Origin of the sequence: Alkanindiges illinoisensis, from assembly GCF_004377485.1 — a bacterium.
GTDB classification, from domain to species: domain Bacteria; phylum Pseudomonadota; class Gammaproteobacteria; order Pseudomonadales; family Moraxellaceae; genus Alkanindiges; species Alkanindiges illinoisensis_A.
On the sequence record NZ_SNTY01000047.1, the window covers coordinates 60,101 to 77,175 of the forward strand.

A 17,075-nucleotide genomic window follows, 5' to 3' on the forward strand; every position below is an offset into this window, starting at 1 on the left:
CTGAGTTTTTAGCAATACGGATACGGCAATAAAAAAGGGCGCATTCAGCGCCCTTTCTTGCAGGTTTACAGCGACAACGCTGGCAACAACTTAGTAGTCAAAGCTGAAATGTTCTGGTGCCAGCTGGGTCAGGGTGCGTGATGGTGACACCAGCGCTTCGGCATGGCCAGAAGCACGTGGCAGCAGGCGGTCAAAATAGAACTCGGCAACCTGTACTTTGGCTTGATAGAACTCAGGCACTTCAGTACCGCCGTTTTCAATTTTTTCCAGCGCAACCGCAGCCATTTGTGCCCAGAAGTACGCCATCATGGCATAGCCGGAATACATCAGGTAATCCACAGAAGCAGAAGAAACGATGTCACGGTCTTTGCGTGCAGTCAGCATCAGGCGAATGGTCAGGGTGTTCCACTGGGCGCACACTTTAGTCAGATCCCAGACAAAACGACGCATTTGCTTGTTGCGGGCATGACGGCTACAGAATTTCAGGATTTCTGCGGTGTAGTCACGCACCACTTTGCCTTTGGAGGACAGCAGCACTTTACGGCCTAGCAGGTCAAGTGCCTGAACACCAGTGGTGCCTTCGTACAGGGTAGAGATACGTGCATCACGCACGATCTGTTCCATGCCCCATTCCTTGATATAGCCATGACCGCCATACACCTGGATACCCAGGTTGGAGGCTTCAAGGCCAAGCTCGGTCAGGAAACCTTTCAGGATTGGCGTGAAAAAGCCCAGCTTGTCATCCCAGTAGTCGTGGCCAGCCTGATCGCCTTTTAGCAGGTTGTCAGTCATTTTGTCAGCCAGCTGTGCCGCATGATAAATCATCGCACGGCCGCCTTCAGCCACAGCTTTCTGGGTCAGCAGCATGCGGCGTACGTCAGCATGGTGAATAATGGCATCGGCCACTTTTTCCGGATCTTTCTTGCCGGACAGGGCGCGCATGGACATACGTTCCTTGGCATACGGCAGGGCACCCTGGAATGACAGCTCAGCATGTGCCACGCCTTCTACTGCGGTACCAATACGTGCAGTATTCATGAAGGTAAACATGGCATGCAGGCCTTCATGTACTTTGCCAATCAGGTAGCCTGTAGCACCATCAAAGTTCAGCACGGCAGTGGCAGAGGCCTTGATCCCCATTTTGTGTTCAATCGAACCACAGAATACCGGGTTGCGCTCGCCCACAGAACCATCTTCATTGATAAAGAATTTTGGCACGATGAACAGGGAAATACCTTTGGTGCCTTTTGGGGCATCTGGCAGGCGCGCCAGCACGATGTGAATGATGTTTTCTGTCAAGTCATGTTCACCGGCAGAAATAAAGATCTTGGTGCCAAACAGTTTATAGGTGCCATCAGCCTGCGGTTCGGCACGGGTTTTAACCTGGCCCAGATCTGTACCACACTGTGGCTCGGTCAGGCACATGGTGCCGCTCCAGGTACCCAGTGTCAGGTTTGGCATGTAGGTGTTTTTCTGCTCGTCAGTACCAAACTGCAAAATGGTGTTCATGCAGCCAGCGCTCAGGCCGGGATACATGGTAAATGACCAGTTGGCAGTGCCCATCATTTCAGACTTGATGAGGTTTAACGACATGGGCAGGCCCTGACCACCGAATTCTTCGGGATAGGACAGACCTTGCCAGCCGCCTTGAACGTACTGGTCATAGGCTTCTTTATAGCCTTTCGGGGTGGTTACCGTGCCATTGTCAAAATGACAGCCTTCGTCATCGCCAGACTGGTACAGCGGAGCCAGTACGTTTTCACACAGATCAGCAGCACCTTCCAGAATCATGTCAACGGTGTCGGCATCGGCCAGTTCACCATTGGAAAGCGTCTTGAAATGGGCTGGATAATCCAGCACGTCATTCATTAAAAAACGGACATCACGCAGGGGAGCTTTATAAGTAGGCATGGGATAATCCTGGCAAAAATGTTCAATAGACGGATTTAAGATGATCAATTATGTAGGTTGCATTAAGAAAAAGCATTGATATTTAACCTGCAACTTACTGTCACTAGAGCAAATCAGCTTTATTGAGCCAGCATCGGGTTTTTAGATAAGTTTTTGCATCTTTACGGCAAATTGTCCGTTATAGTTTGCCCGTTATAAATTTTAATGACTGTTTTAATTTCAATTCTAAAGCAATGAAAAACCAACATTATAGCCTGAACATCATCAATGGAAGCATAACATGAACAGCAAGACAACTCGGACATTTAACCCAACAAGGTTGATGATGCTTAGTATTATGGCGGGTGCTATGGTCACCGGGTGTACCAGTATGCCAAACAAGGCCAGTCTATCCCCGCAGCAGGCTGTTATTACTGGCTATCAGCAGTTGTAAAGCACTCCCAGCTACCAGTTTAGTGGCCAGTTTAAGATTAACCAGTTTGGCTTTAACCGTGACCCCAAAATATTGCAGGCGGCGGCTGAACTGGAAAAACAAAAAAAGGCCAAGGAAAAGCAGCAACTGCTCCAGCGCTATATTGATGAGCTAACGGCTGATGCCCAGTCTGAATATGCAGATGATGCTGAGACAGCCTCGGATAAAAAACCCTTAACCGCCAGCCAGCAGGAGGCAATCCGCCAGCAGGCTGAGCAGGAAGTGAATGAGCTGTATGCGGATGAAGCAGAATCCGCTGTAGAAGCGCCTGAAAGCACGAAGCATGACAGTCAGGAAGATGATGATACGCAGGCGCAGGACGAAGAAGAAACCGCCACCAGCCGGTTAAGCCGCCTGAACAAGGACAAATTGATTGAAGACCTGATTTATACCTATGCCAAGCGTTACCGTATCAATTATCAGGGGACTCTGGATTTACGTCATGGTCAGATTGCGCTAAGTCCGGAAATGCGGTACGAGGCCAGCAACATGGCAGGCTATGTGCGTGTTCCACTGGTGCTGGATGTGCGCCAGGCGCATTTATATGCGGATTTATCGGCACTGTCGCCGTGGCTGGTGCAGGTACAAAATGATGGCAAGTACAGCCGTTTTGATTTGTCACCCTACAAGGACAAAGCGGATTTTAAACAGTTGTTTGAAGTGCTCAAGCAAACCACGCAAGCCAGTTATCAATTGCCCAAGGCCCAGCAGTTTAAGGACATCAGCCTGACCGCAACAGAAAAAAAGCAGGGAGCCGTACGTAAGGTGGAATTTAGCCAGCCCGTGGCGCACCGGATTGCCGATGTGGCGACCTTTTTGTCACTGAACCAGAACAGCCTCAAGCAAATTATCAAAACCAAGGCAGCAGACCCTGAACAGGCCAATAACCAGCCACCTGCCAGCCAGCAGCAACCGCTACAACTGATCAGTGCGGATGCAGCAAGCCAGCTGATGACACAAAACCCGGAAACCTATCAGCATATTTTGCAAATGGTTGAGGAAAAAATTGATCCGGCTTCCACTTTAAAGCAGGTAGTTTTACTGGACAATAAAGGCCGGGTGATTGAGTCTGGCGTACTCTACGATCTGGTCTTTAAGCCCAGCAGCAAAGGCCAGTTCAGCATGCAGTTGAGTCATCAGCTCAATTTTGCCAACTACGGGCGCGCAGAAGTGGCCTTTAAACCCAATGCCAGCAACTGGGTGGATGCCAAAGCCAATATGCAGGATACCCTGTTGGGTGGCCTGGTTAGTATTTTCAGCAAAAAATCACTGGGAACAGATGACATGCTAAAAAGCTTTGGCGAAGAGGATGCAGCAATTGATAGCAGCGCTGAATAGGATGTAAAACTCTTAGGATTTCAGGGAGAGGAAATCCTCGAGCGCAGGTTTTACACCGTTCCAGATTGAAAATGCTTCAATGGCTTGTCCCACCAGCATGCTAAAGCCATCGCTGATTGGCACGCCACGCTGGGCGGCTTGATCAAGAAAGCTGGAGGGTTTGCCATAAGCCATTTCATAAGCCTGCTGAAAGTGCAATTCTGGCGGTAGCTGTAAGGCTTCGCCTGATAAGCTGGCCGAAGTGGCATTAATGATCAGGTCAAACTGGCCTGATAGCTGATCCAGACGAATGGCTGATAATGTGGTGGTCGTGATAAAAGGCTGTACGTCCTCAACCAGTTGCTGGGCGCGGCTTAAAGTGCGGTTGGCCACCACAATCTGGCTTGCCCCGGCCTGTGCCAGTGGCAGCATCACGCCACGGGTTGCCCCACCAGCGCCCAGAATCAGGACGTTTGCCTGTTCCAGCTTCCAGCCCAGTGCATTGAGTGCATCGACCAGTCCCTGTCCATCGGTATTGTCGCCATACAATTTGCCATCCTGTTGCCACAGGGTATTGACCGCACGGGCCACTTGCGCACGCGGGGTGAGCACATCACACAACTGATAGGCCTGTTCCTTAAAGGGCACCGTGACATTAAGGCCTGTACCACCCTGATTAAAGAACTCCTGAATGTTGGCAGCAAAGCCATCCAGCGGTGCCAGTCGGTTGCTGTAGTTCAGGTCAATGCCGGTTGCCTTGGCAAATGCGTGGTGAAGCTCAGGCGAGCGCGAGTGTTCGATGGGATTACCCACCACAGCAAATTGTCTGGTCATAAGCATTCAAGTTAAGCAGGTGTATGGGTGGCTATCATAAAAGCAATCAGCACCTAAAAGGAACAGCAGGACGTTGAAATACGGGCAGATTGCACATTTACCAAATATACAAAACTCTATTAATTTGCTTATAACGCACTACTTAAAACTAAAAAGCTTTGGAGTAGCCTACGCTTACAACACAAAATTCAATTGATGGGCGTGTGGCCGAATTGTGAGGCAATAACACGCAGGAGTTAAATATGACTATTAATTTCAAAATGACCAAAGCATTGCTGGCAAGTTCTACACTGGCTGGTGCATTACTGGTAGGTGCCTGTGCAACAGCAACTCCAAGCCAGAACCGGGTTGCGGCTGCGGCTGCGGCTGGTGCGGCTGGTGCAGCCGTTGGACAAAAAGCCGGTGGCCGTACCGGTAGTGCCATTGGTGCAGCAGCAGGTACAGGCCTTGGCACCAATGCAACTGGTGCCAGCACGCAAACCAGCGTGGCTGGTGCGATTGGTAGTGCGGTTGGTGCCATTGTAGGTGAACGTCATGGTGGTGCCAGTGGTGCAGCCGTGGGTGCTGTGGTTGGTGGTGCAGCAGGTGCTGCGGCCAGTGAATACCAGCAAAACCGTCGTTAATATGCTTTAGCGCATTATTGGACTAAAGCTTAAATGAGCCTGTGACTATTAACTAGCGCAGGCTTTTTTATTTGCAGACTCATCAATCGTCTAAAACATGTTGCATTAGGCAGCCATCCTGCCCAAAACTGGCCACTTTATGCTGCAAATTCAGGCTGGCTGGATCAATCACTTCAAAGCCATGTTTTTGCCAGTAGGAGCTGGAATCCTGCACGGCAATCAGGCTTAAGGTGTTAAAACCCATTTGCCGTGCTTGCACTTTGGCATGTTGCACCAGCTGGCGTCCGGCTCCACTGGTACGATAATCAGGATGAACTGCCAGATCATGCAAATACAGCATATTGGCATCTGGTGTAAGGCAAAATTCAGTAGCGTTCAGCTGTGGGAAAGTGGCTGGACTGACCGGCAGGCAAATCAGATAAGCCACTACCTGCTGATCCACGCACGCCAGCCAGCAAGTAGGCGCTGCCTGTTGCAGTTTGCTGGCAAATGCAATGTCATCTTCTATAAATTCAGCAGCATAACAGGCGGCCTGAATGCTAGAAATTAATGGTAAATCGTGGAGCGTGGCGGTTCGGATGTGCAGCATAACAATAAAAGAAGTACTTTAAGGCAAGTGAAAAAACAGCGAAGCATGTGCTGATTTTTGAAATTCCCGGCAAAATTCAGTGAACTTTAACAGTTAAACAGATGCGCCGGGATACAGAAAAACGCGCGCGTCAGTATAGTATGATGGTTTTTTGCCAACCATGAAAAAATGAATTGTGAGGGCAATTGATCTGCTTGTCTGGCATTGAAACGCAAGAATTGGCCTGTTTTGACAACATAACCCTGTTATTTTTTGCTAGGGTAGGCCTGTTTTGCAGGGCGCTGTGGTTGACGCCTGTTTATTTAATCTAAATTGATTGGTTTAAAAATTTATTTCGAGGTCATTATGTCATCTCAGCGCCACTGGATTGAAGCGGCAAATGGAATTCGCCTGTTTGCCGCAAGTTGGGGCAATCCGGACAACATGCCCCTTGTGCTGGTTCATGGTTATCCAGACAGTCACACGGTGTGGGAATCGATTGCAACGCAACTGGCCGACCAGTTTTATGTGATTGCCTATGATGTGCGCGGGGCTGGCAAGTCTACCATTCCCAAGCATACCCGTGATTACCGCATTGAACTGCTGGCTCAGGATCTGGTGGCGGTGGTCAATGACTTGCTGCCCAATCGCCAGTTTCATCTGGCAGCGCACGATTGGGGTTCCATTCAAAGCTGGGAATCAGTAACCACGCCAGCCTTGCAGGGACGTATTTTGTCGTTTACCACATTGTCCGGCCCTTCGCTGGATCATGCGGCGCTGACCCTGCGCAGGCAGTTTAAAACCATGCCATTGCAAACCTTAAAACAGCTAGGCAAATCCTGGTACATTGCCGGTTTTCACCTGCCACTATTGGCACCCTTAAGCTGGCGTTTATATCTGGGCAAAAAATGGCACCGGGTAGTGGATCAGCTGGAACGTACGCCCGGCCTGCCGGAAAATCCTACCCAAACCTCGGATGGTATTTACGGCATTAACCTGTACCGTGCCAATTTTATTGAGCGGCTCAGCCAGCCCCGCGAACGCATTGCGCACTGTCCGGTACAGGTGATCATTCTGGAAAAAGATGCATTTGTGTCTGAAGCCTATATGCAATACCTGCCGGAATGGGTGAGTAACTTGACCATGCAGCGGCTCAATGCCAATCACTGGGCAATTTTAAGCAAGCCGGATGTGGTGGCAACTTATATTCGCGAGTTTGCGCTGGCCCATTCAAAGCTGCCACTATAAATAAGCTAAGGATAAATAAGGGAAAAGTGATTTATGGATCGGGTGATGAATGAGCAGGAAATGGCTGCCAGTGCAGCAGCCTGTGAACTTTGCGGGCGCACGCATTTGCCGCTAACGCGCCATCACCTGATTCCACAGTCACGTCATAACAAGGCACGCACCAAGCGGCAATTTGATAAACAAGCCATGAAAACTGAAATTGCCTGTTTGTGTCGTGCCTGCCATTCGCAGGTGCATGCCGTGCTGAGTAATCAGCAATTGGCACAAAATTATCATACGATTGAAGACTTACGCAGCCAGCCGGAAATTGCACGTTTTGCGGCATGGATTGCCAACAAGCCGCCAGGTTTAAAAGTGACTGTGCGTTCGCATAAAGGCAAGTAAACTTAAGCAGAATGGGCTAATTTTTAACCATAATTCCTCTGTTTTTCTGCTAAGATGCGCGTCTTTTTTTGCTTTGCCTATCTTATGAATGCCATTGTCCTTGCCATTATTATCATGTTTGTGCTGTCGCTACTGCGGTTTTCCGTGGTGCTGACGGTGGTGATTGCTGCCACTGTGGGGCGGGCTGGTGGGTGGCTTGGGACTGGCAGGCACTGTCGAAGCGTTTAATAAAGACTTAGGCGATGGCGCACAGGTGGCACTGGCCTATCCTATGCACTGCTGGGTGCGTTTGCGCTGGCCTTGTCCCGTTCCGGTTTGCCGGATTCACTGGTCAATAGCGTGGTGCATCTGATTGGCGATAGCAAGGCACTGGCAGCATTGCTAATGCTACTGGTGAGCCTGTTTGTCACAGCCGCTGCATTGGGTGATGCTGGTTCACCGGCCTCTGATTCCACGCTGGGGCCAACGGCGGGTCTGGGCGTTGATGGCCAGCATGATCACATTTGGGATACGGTAGTACCGACCTTTATTCACTTTAATATTCCACTGGTGATTTTTGGCTGGCTGGCGGCCATGTTTTTATAACTGGCGAAACAGCAAGCAGGGTATAAGCTATAAGCTCGCTACTCTAGAAAAATCATTGTGTAAACAGGCATGAGCTGCTGGCCTAAAACTGCCGGTTTAGCTTAAGGCCCAGTAGCCAGTTGCGGCCTTGCGCGGGTTCAAAGAAACGCCCATTTGCTTCATTGACAATCACCGAGCCAATATAGTTTCGGTCAGTGAGATTATCCAGCCGGGCCAGGCCCTGCAGGGTATAAGGGCCAAAACTGTGTTCTGCCACCAGACGCAAACTGGCAATGGTATAAGCCTCGGCAGCATCGCTATTGCGGTCATCCACATAAATCTTGCCACTATGGCGCAGTTCCAGTGCTGTTTTTAAATAAGGCTGAATGGCCCATTCGGCTTCAGCAAATGTCATGGTTTTGCTGGTGCCGGGAATCTGGTTGCCCGCAGCAACATCACCGCTGGAACCCAGACTAAAGCGGTCACGGTAGCTGGCATCCAGATAGGTGAAGGCAGCATTCAAGCGCAAATTGTCAAATGGCTGGCTTTCAACAGCCAGTTCAGCACCCTGCCTGCGGGTTTTGCCCACATTGTGATATACCGAGCGGCCAGCACTGTTACTCAGCACGGCAATTTCATCATCCACATCAGCACGAAACAGGGCGGCATTAACACGCAGTTGCTCAGCAAGTCTGGCCTTGATGCCTGCTTCATAATGCCAGCCGCTACTGGATTGCACCATGTTATTTAAGCCTGCGGTTTGTACCGTATTATCCCGGTACGCCACTTCATTTAGGGTAGGGGTTTCAAAGCTTTGCCCGGCAGTGGCATACAGGTTCAGATCAGGTGAATAGCGGTACAGTGCACCAAACACTGGTGTGACATCAGAAAACTGGCGTGAGCCACTATCGTCTGGATTGCTGTTCGCTGGCGTTGTTCCATTAATTATATAATGATCATTAGACTTAAAGCGCACATGGCTGCTGCGCAAACCAGCACTCAGCATCCATTGCGGGTCAACATCCCATTCAGCCTGAATATAAGGGTCAACATTGCTGGCGGTGTTGGTTTCATTGCGTTTTACTGCACCCAGTACGCCCAGTGTGGTGGCACCATTATTGACCTGAAAATTCTGGAAACCCTTGCGCGTTTCTTCCATTTGATCCAGTGATACACCAGCGGTCAGGCGTAGCGGCCGCTTCAGCAAGCTGTGTTCGGTGCTATAGCGCAAGTCCATACCCTGATAGTTGCGATCAAGGTCAATTACGCCACCGCCATGATTGGGATTATTTTGTGGGGCAACGGGAATAGACTGGAACTGGCGCACGTCACGTGTGCCTGCGTAGGCGGTAATCTGAATGTCACCACTACCCATACGGCCTTTAAATATGGCACCCAGCTGGTTTTGATCCACACTTTTTCGTGTGTTGTAATCCAGCGCAGGTTGTGCCACTGCTTTTGGGTTGGCATTGACATCACTGCGGGTTAGACCCAGCGGGTCCTGTGCTTCGGGCATGTGCAAGGCATTGAATAACAGCATCAGGCTGGAATCAGGACTCAGGTCATAGCCCAGCTTGGCGTTTAGCAGTTGACGCTTGGCAGCACTGTGTTCACGGTAGCCATCAATTTCCATGTTGGATAGGCTAAGCACATGACTGAAATCACCTGACTTGCCGCTGCTTTTAAGGGTTTCGCGCAGCAGGCCATCCGAGCCAGCCGATACTCCGGCTTCAAGATTCTGGCCGGGCTGGGGGTTTTCGGTAAATAGCTGAATCACGCCACCCGACGCATTGCCATACAGGGCAGAAAATGGCCCGCGTAGTACTTCCAGCCGCTCGGCACTTTCAAGGTCAAAGTTGGCGGCTTGTCCCTGACCATCCGGCATGGTGGCTGGAATGCCATCGGTATACAGGCGCACGCCACGCACGCCAAACGTAGAACGTGCGCCAAAGCCACGGCTGGAAATTTGCAAATCCTGTGCGTAGTTTTGCCGGTTGAGCACACTAATGCCGGGCACCCGCACTAGAGCTTCAGACAGGTTAACCCGTGGCCCTGCACTGGCAATAGTACTGGCATCAATACGGTCTACCGAGGCAGGCAATTCAAAGGCATCACGTCCACTGCGTGTAGCGGTGACCACAATGGTAGGGAGCAGCGTAGGCGCTGGGCTTTGATTGGCCGGACTGTGAGTTGAACTGCTTGCTGCCATATTGCCAGACCCTATGCCAGTTTGCTGCTGTTGTACCTGCTGAGGGTCAGGTGTGCCAGAATCCGCCATTACCGACAGCGCAGGGCAAAGCAAGATCAGCGGAATTAAGGGCTTGATGATCCATAATGACTGGTAATGAGGATTAAGGCGTAAATTGAGTAACAGGCGTAAAACCGGCAGGTCAGTCATTACAGAATCCTAAAGCAGCAAGCGATCTATCACAGGGGGTTAGACAGGGACCGAAAACAGGCTTGAAAAAACCAGTGATTTGATGCGTTTTACCAGTAAACCACAGCATCTAGCCTTCTGGCACCAATGATAAACTGCATCAAAAATCAGAGGTTATCGTGTTCCTGCCAGCCTGAATACATACATTGCGTTACCCGGTCCAGCCTGTAAGGTATTTGCACCGCCAAACTGGTCATAACCGGAATTAATAATCAGATTATTGCCACCAATATACGCACCCACCTGATCAATGGTGCCGCCATGGCCACTGATGCCATTAATCCCATTGACCGGCTTGGCGGTGTTATATGACCAGAGCTCCTTGCCATCACTGCTGCGAAAGGCTTTCATCACCCCATCCAGCGAACCGGCAAACACCACATCATTGGTGACCGCCACTGCTGCCGAATAGGCCGAAGGATAGCTGTTGCCGTCACTGGCGATATGGCTGGGATGCTGCTCCCACAGGAGGTTGCCGTGATCAATATCCAGCGCATAAATACCGGGCTTGGCATTGGGCGCCAGTGACATCCCACCCGGCTGGGCAGTGCCGGGATAAGTGGCTGTATTTGCAGTATCACTAAAAGGCATGTTGATCTGGTCAAGCGACAGGGCATTCATTTTATTGATCATCACATCACTGACTGCCACATATAGACGTTGCTGGTCGGTGGCCATACCCCAGTGAATACCCCCTAAATTAGCGCCGGTTCCCACCCTTTTTTGCCAGTTTAACTTGCCATTTGAGGCATCCAGTGAATAAACCATGCCATTTTTCGAGCCGGCCAGAATCACCTTCTGGCCACTGCTGGTGGTATGGATAATGGGTGAGGCACCAAAATCAAAATCGTTGCTGTGCAGGGGGTTGCAGGGGCCATCCAGCGGGAATGGCGCAGCGCAGGCCACCGGGTAGGAGTCACTGGCCGTGGCCTGAAAAGTCCATTTAACCTTGCCATTTCGGGTATCCAGCGCAATGATGGCATCTGAATTGTTGGTTGTGGGCGCACTGTAGTTCTGGCCTGTACCGATATAAACCGTGTGGCTGGCCTCATCAATGGCAGGGGTGCTCCACACCGGCACGCCATTAGGACCTTGCAGTAAATCCCACTGGCGTTGGGCCGGGGCAGTAGTGTGATAGGTCCAGTCGATCTTGCCAGTATAGGCATCTATAGCAACCAGCAGGCCATGCGATTCACAACAGGCCAGCACCAGCTTGGACAGGGCAGTAAAAATTTCACGTGATGCCATGCCGACCAGCAGCTTGCCCTGATAAAACTGCGGCGTGGCGGTAATGCGGTGATAAGCCGGATTAGTGCCCACAAATTTCTGCCACAGCAACTGACCCGTTTGGGCATTCATGACATGCACATGGCCTTCACTGTCACCAGCAACGACCAATGGCGGCTTATTACCACTTGCAGGCACATAACTCATGGCACGAAAGCCATCGCCGCCAGACAACGAGGAACCGACCTTGACGGTATAGCTCCAGTATTCACAGCCCGTGGCACGGTCCAGCGCCACAATGCTGGAGCGGGTAGGGGTATAAATCACTTGCCGGGTGAGTACGGGCGAGCCTCGGCGCTCGGTGGCATCCGGGTCTGGTGCAACGTGCACATAGGCCAGTTCAAGCTGGCTGACATTGCCAGAATTGATGGCTGAAATGCCCTGCCGGGTATTGCTCAGGTTATAACCCAAGCTGTTGGCCAGCACTTGTTGCACCGGTTCAATGGGGGTGTTACAGCGTGAGGCCAGCGCAGCCTGCATGCTGCCCAGACTACTAATAGCCAGTAAGATCGTTAACCCGTAATGCTTCATCCTGAAGCCTCCTTATTCTTGATGCGTGCATTGCTTTGTTTATTACGCTGGTATTATCGTTTTTCAGTTTGATGCCATTGTGACAAGCCAGTACTGATAAAGCCAAGAGAACAGCGTCACAGTTTTATCCAAATTACTCAAAAAGCTAGGTTTTATGTCCCTGCTGTGGTTTAGCTAAAAATCTTTTTCAACCGTGCTTTCCACTCATTTGAATATTAGATAAAAGGCTGCAAGGCATAAACTGATTATTGCAAAGCCTGCCTAAAATCAACTGGCGAAAACTGCCATTTGCGCTGATAGTAAGCGTTAGCAAATCAATTCTCTTAAGCGTTGTACTAAAACCACATGCATTTTTCTTGGAGTTATTTACTGCCAAACTACAAGCTGCTTTTAAATCTTCATTGTTTAGGCAAAGCCTTACAAAACAGCAGGCAATCCTGCGCAAAAATCATATGTAAGCGCTGTTGACCTTAGCTAGACTTTAAATATGAATTTGGCGTGACCGGATAAAACAGATGAAAAAGATACAGCAGCTTTTACTGGTAACCCTGTTGCTGGCAGGTGTGGGTTCAATGGCGCAGGCCGCCAGTTTTGATTGCAATAAGGCACGCCTGAATACCGAAAAAACCATTTGTGCCAACCGTGGCCTCAATGACCGTGATGTTAAAATGGCAACCACTTTTAATATTATTAGCCATGCGGTGCCGATGGGCGGGCGTGACCACCTGATTGATGAGCAGGTGATCTGGCTCAAACAGCGCAATGGTTGTGGCAGTAATGTTGCATGCATTGCCAATGCCTATCAAAACCGGCAAAAACAACTGGATCAGATGCTTCAGGACCGGGTATTTTCACATGGCCCATTTTAAGGGATTTTTTAGCTTTGGATAAAAAATAAGCCAATCTGTGGATAACTTTGAGGTTATTAACAGCCTATTAACAAGCGTTTTTCCAAAGTCAAACTATTGACCAAAGCCAATTTCATTGCATAAAAATAGTTCAATCAGGCAACAATATGCTTGAAAAAAAACAGAACTGGCCCCACTCCGTTTGACAAACCATTTTGGGTTAAACAGGAGTTAACAATGAGCGAATCTACCGAAAACCAGACAGAAAATCAGAAAAGCACTCAAACCGGCAATGCACAGGCCAAAAGTTATAGCTTTCAGGCTGAAGTTGCCCAGCTACTGCATTTGGTCACGCACTCGTTATATTCCAATCCGGAAATTTTCCTGCGTGAACTGATTTCCAATGCCTCGGATGCCTGCGACAAGCTGCGTTTTGAAGGGATTAATAATGGCGCACTGTATGAAAATGACCCGGATTTGCATGTGCGCATTAGTCTGGATAAAGACAATAAAACCATTACCATCAGCGATAACGGCATTGGCCTGACTGAAAGCGAGGCGATTGATAACCTGGGTACGATTGCCAAATCCGGCACCAAGGACTTTATGTCCAAACTGACCGGCGACCAGAAAAACGATGCCCAGCTGATTGGCCAGTTTGGCGTGGGTTTTTATTCCGGCTTTATTGTGGCCGACAAGATTACCGTGGAATCGCGCAAGGCCGGTGAGCCAGCCAGCAATGGCGTGCGCTGGATTAGTGGCGGCACAGGCGATTTTGATGTTGAGCAAATCACTAAGGAAAGCCGTGGCACCGACATCATCCTGCACCTGCGTGACGATGCCGTAGAGTATCTGGAAGCGTGGAAGGTCAAGCAAATCGTTAACAAGTACTCCGACCACATCAGCCTGCCGATCCAGATGAGAAAGGAAGTCTGGCAGGAAGCAGAAGAAGGTGCCGATGCTGAAAATGCAGAAGGCAAAATGGTGCTGACCGATGAATGGGAAACCATCAATTCGGCCAGTGCGCTGTGGACCCGCAACAAAAAAGACATTTCAGACGAGCAATACACCGAGTTTTACAAACAGTTTAGCCATGACTTTGAAGCACCGCTGGCCTGGAGTCATAACCGGGTTGAAGGCAGCACCGAATACACCCAGCTCTTGTATATTCCAGCCAAGGCACCGCATGACCTGTTTACCCGCGAGCAGAAATCCGGCATAAAGCTGTATGTGAAGCGCGTGTTCATTATGGATGAAGCGGAAAACCTGATGCCATCCTACCTGCGTTTTGTGAAAGGCATTATTGACAGCGCTGACCTGCCGCTGAATGTGAGCCGTGAATTGTTGCAGGAAAGCAAGGATGTGCGCACCATTCGTGAAGGCAATGCGCGCCGTGTGCTGAGCCTGCTGGATAGCCTGGCCAAGAGCGAGGACAAGGAACAGCAGGACAAATTTGCCACCTTCTATAAAGAGTTTGGCGCGGTGCTGAAAGAAGGTCTGGGCGAAGATTTTGGCAACAAGGACAAAATTGCCAAGCTGCTGCGTTTTGCCTCTACCAACACTGATGACGTGACTGTTTCATTTGCCGATTACAAGGCCAACATGAAAGAGGGTCAGGACGCGATTTACTACCTGACCGCTGAAAGTCTGGCGGCAGCCAAGAACAGTCCACAACTGGAGCTGTTCAAGAAGAAAGGCATTGAAGTGTTGCTAATGACCGACCGTGTGGACGAGTGGGCACTCAACTTCCTGACCGACTTTGACGGTACTCCACTGCAAAGCGTGGCTAAAGGTGCGGTTGACCTTGGCAAATTGCAGGACGAGGAAGAGAAAAAAGCCGCTGAAACTGCGGCAGAAACCTTGAAGCCCACGCTGGACAAGCTTACCGATAGCTTAAAAGACAAAGCCAAGGAAGTGCGCGTCACTACACGTCTGGTCGATAGCCCGGCCTGTTTGGTGGTAGGTGATCAGGACTTGTCACCACAACTGGTGCGTATGCTGAAACAGGCGGGTCAGCCTGTACCGGAAACCAAGCCTATTCTGGAAATCAATCCAGAGCATCCACTGGTGAAACGTCTGGAAGCTACAGATAAATTCGAGGACTTGGCCAATGTAATTTTTGATCAGGCATTATTGGCTGAAGGTGGTGTCCCAGAAGACCCAGCTGCTTATTTAAAACGCATTAATAACCTGTTGTTGGGTTAAGAGTTTAGCAATAAACCTGAAGCTGTAAGAAGGGAGCCGGGTGCTCCCTTTTTTAATCCTGAAAATAACTAAAAACTGCTATGCTGATTATTAAAAATCAGAGTATTAAAGAAAAATAGCCATGTTTAGAATACAGATTAGCCCTTCATTGGTACTAGCGCTATTGGACCTGCCACATGCAACTGCCTTATTTGAATTGACCAGTAAAAATCGGGAGTTTTTAGCGCGCTGGTTGCCGTGGGTGGGATTCATTCAACACATCACAGACACTGAAAAATTACACGGAGAGTATGTTGATCAGGCCATTTATAGTTTAATCAAATCATAGCCTGATCAAAGGTTTGCCAGAAATCTATCGTTTAGCAAACATTTAACATACTACTTTGACCTAAAATACCGCTTCGAGTCGCAGGAAGGTGGACAGGTAATGGTCGCGATTCAGATCCTCGTCATTGTAGTAGTTTACATCGGTCTGTACATAAAACCATTCACGCAAAAACGGCTGGCGCCACGATACAAACGGGCCGTAGCCATTTAAGTGAAAATCCTTGTCCTTGGCACGGCCGCCGGTATACAGGCCATAACTAAAGGTGTTATCGTGGAAAAAACTGTGCTGGCGAAACAGACGGTTTTCCCAGCGTACGCCCACATCCTTGTCCTCGTCGGCATAGGTAATGCTGGCCTGATCGGCAAGAAACGGCTCGCCATCGCGATGATGACGGATTTCAAGGTTGGTGCGTGCGTAGTTCTGGCTATTGGAACCATAGCGGTAAACCTGTTCAGCGCGGGTGGTGAAATTATCCGGTAGCGTCCAGTCCCGTGAAATTTTAACCCGGCCATAGACATCTTCTGCACCATCACGCAAACCCACGTCAAAGTCGGTATCAAACAAATCAGTTTTCATCCAGTTACTAAAGCGTACAGCAAACGAGTTGTTTTCACGCTTGGCTGCGTCTTGATCTAACGTTTTTTTAGGCTCAGCCGCTGCATTGGGATTGGTAATGGCCACGTTGCCACGTAATTCATCGTCCAGACTGTCATCACCAAACACCAGACTCAGGCGTTTTTCCAGGGTTGGCAGCTTGATCTTGCCACGTATCCGGGGCTTGACTTCAATATCATCATATTCATTCCAGGTGGTATCTGCCATCACCCGGATACTGGCGCGTGCCGGTTTTTCGGGATCTGGCTCACCAAACCAGTCATCCATCTTATAGGCCTGCCGTTGCAAATACTGGCGAAAGCGCTCATGTCGTTTGTCTGCCCAGGTTTTATCCTTGGTTTCTTCCTGTGAAGCAACGATTTTATCCTGAGATTCTGCCGGCAAAATAGTGGGCATGGCATCGATGGTTTCAGGAATAACGCTTAACATGAATTCCGGCTTTTTGTCAGTATCAGGGTTAGTGGGCTGTTCAGCGGGAACAGATTCAAGAACTGGCTGTCTATTGGCCGCAACAGGCTGAACCACTTTGGGACGGGGCTTGCGCTTTGTTTTTTGTGCGGAACTTGCTTTGCGTGCATTGCCAGCAGAAGTTTTTTTAGACTTTGCTTTATTTTTCAATGATTTAGATGACTTGGTAGTAGTCTGGATAACTTTGCTTGATGATGTATTTGCCGTTGCTGCCAGTGCAGGCTGATTGGCAAACAAGCTCAAACCAATGATGGTACTTACACCCAAAAAATAAATTTTCATTTTTTCAAAAAACATTTTAATTGATGGCTTAAAAGTAGGGCAGCAGGGATTTTTTTGTTATTATTTTTTTGTTAAATAACAACGAATAAGAAAACAAAATTGTTACGGCGATAGGTCAAGAAAATGCTTGCTTTTTTCTTAAGTTAGTCAAAT

General features: G+C 49.4%; 15 protein-coding genes and 1 pseudogene. 10 read left to right on the forward strand and 6 right to left on the reverse strand.

The features are described 5' to 3' along the window. Window positions 1–90 precede the first annotated feature (90 nt). Window positions 91–1,911: an acyl-CoA dehydrogenase C-terminal domain-containing protein gene (locus E2B99_RS10565; RefSeq protein ID WP_134244909.1), complete on the reverse strand. Its 1,821-nt coding sequence runs from the start codon at window positions 1,909–1,911 to the stop codon at window positions 91–93. 280 nt (window positions 1,912–2,191) lie between these two features. Here E2B99_RS10565 and E2B99_RS14635 point away from each other — a divergent pair, with 280 nt between their 5' ends. Beyond that, the gene (locus E2B99_RS14635; protein ID WP_166739037.1) at window positions 2,192–2,344 is read left to right on the forward strand and encodes a hypothetical protein; all 153 of its coding nucleotides are present in this window, start codon (window positions 2,192–2,194) and stop codon (window positions 2,342–2,344) included. 72 nt (window positions 2,345–2,416) lie between these two features. Next, window positions 2,417–3,721 (forward strand): hypothetical protein, encoded by a 1,305-nt coding sequence (locus E2B99_RS10570; protein ID WP_134244910.1) that lies wholly within the window; start codon window positions 2,417–2,419, stop codon window positions 3,719–3,721. 12 nt (window positions 3,722–3,733) lie between these two features. Here the strand turns inward: E2B99_RS10570 and aroE are convergent, their stop codons facing one another. Next, window positions 3,734–4,534 (reverse strand): shikimate dehydrogenase, encoded by an 801-nt coding sequence (aroE, locus tag E2B99_RS10575; protein WP_134244911.1) that lies wholly within the window; start codon window positions 4,532–4,534, stop codon window positions 3,734–3,736. Between the two features lie 242 nt (window positions 4,535–4,776). Between aroE and E2B99_RS10580 the strand changes: the two genes are divergently transcribed. Further along, on the forward strand, window positions 4,777–5,157 hold the full coding sequence (locus E2B99_RS10580) for a glycine zipper domain-containing protein (RefSeq protein WP_134244912.1): 381 nt from the start codon (window positions 4,777–4,779) through the stop codon (window positions 5,155–5,157). 82 nt (window positions 5,158–5,239) lie between these two features. On the opposite strand, the gene E2B99_RS10585 is transcribed toward E2B99_RS10580, so the two are convergent. After that, a complete protein-coding gene (locus E2B99_RS10585) occupies window positions 5,240–5,746 on the reverse strand; it encodes a GNAT family N-acetyltransferase (RefSeq protein WP_134244913.1) in 507 nt (168 codons plus the stop codon). Window positions 5,747–6,091: 345 nt separating this feature from the next. Between E2B99_RS10585 and E2B99_RS10590 the strand changes: the two genes are divergently transcribed. The 5 genes and pseudogenes from E2B99_RS10590 to E2B99_RS10610 form a co-directional block, all read left to right on the forward strand. Then, entirely contained in the window at window positions 6,092–6,973 is an 882-nt protein-coding gene (locus E2B99_RS10590; protein ID WP_134244914.1) for an alpha/beta fold hydrolase, read from the forward strand. Between the two features lie 33 nt (window positions 6,974–7,006). After that, the gene (locus E2B99_RS10595) at window positions 7,007–7,357 is read left to right on the forward strand and encodes a hypothetical protein (RefSeq protein ID WP_205669673.1); all 351 of its coding nucleotides are present in this window, start codon (window positions 7,007–7,009) and stop codon (window positions 7,355–7,357) included. Window positions 7,358–7,441: 84 nt separating this feature from the next. Then, window positions 7,442–7,585, forward strand: a complete 144-nt coding sequence (locus E2B99_RS15115; RefSeq protein WP_205669674.1) for a hypothetical protein — start codon at window positions 7,442–7,444, stop codon at window positions 7,583–7,585. Next, window positions 7,521–7,709 (forward strand): hypothetical protein, encoded by a 189-nt coding sequence (locus tag E2B99_RS10605; RefSeq protein ID WP_134244917.1) that lies wholly within the window; start codon window positions 7,521–7,523, stop codon window positions 7,707–7,709. Before E2B99_RS15115 ends, E2B99_RS10605 begins: the two co-directional genes overlap by 65 nt. Beyond that, window positions 7,646–7,942, forward strand: a pseudogene (locus E2B99_RS10610) (Na+/H+ antiporter NhaC family protein); the annotation flags it as partial. The gene E2B99_RS10605 and the pseudogene E2B99_RS10610, both read left to right, overlap by 64 nt. Window positions 7,943–8,024: 82 nt before the next feature. Here E2B99_RS10610 and E2B99_RS10615 read toward each other — a convergent pair. Together E2B99_RS10615 and E2B99_RS10620 are read right to left on the reverse strand one after the other, a co-directional pair. After that, the gene (locus E2B99_RS10615) at window positions 8,025–10,319 is read right to left on the reverse strand and encodes a TonB-dependent receptor (RefSeq protein WP_134244918.1); all 2,295 of its coding nucleotides are present in this window, start codon (window positions 10,317–10,319) and stop codon (window positions 8,025–8,027) included. 153 nt (window positions 10,320–10,472) lie between these two features. Then, complete coding sequence (locus E2B99_RS10620) at window positions 10,473–12,176, reverse strand: PQQ-binding-like beta-propeller repeat protein (RefSeq protein ID WP_134244919.1); 1,704 nt, start codon at window positions 12,174–12,176, stop codon at window positions 10,473–10,475. Window positions 12,177–12,748: 572 nt separating this feature from the next. Between E2B99_RS10620 and E2B99_RS10625 the strand changes: the two genes are divergently transcribed. Then, a complete protein-coding gene (locus E2B99_RS10625) occupies window positions 12,749–13,045 on the forward strand; it encodes a lysozyme inhibitor LprI family protein (protein WP_430981477.1) in 297 nt (98 codons plus the stop codon). A gap of 216 nt (window positions 13,046–13,261) precedes the next feature. Beyond that, the gene (gene htpG, locus E2B99_RS10630) at window positions 13,262–15,229 is read left to right on the forward strand and encodes a molecular chaperone HtpG (RefSeq protein WP_134244921.1); all 1,968 of its coding nucleotides are present in this window, start codon (window positions 13,262–13,264) and stop codon (window positions 15,227–15,229) included. Window positions 15,230–15,617: 388 nt separating this feature from the next. Here the strand turns inward: htpG and E2B99_RS10635 are convergent, their stop codons facing one another. After that, a complete protein-coding gene (locus E2B99_RS10635) occupies window positions 15,618–16,922 on the reverse strand; it encodes a hypothetical protein (RefSeq protein ID WP_240687807.1) in 1,305 nt (434 codons plus the stop codon). Window positions 16,923–17,075: the final 153 nt, after the last annotated feature.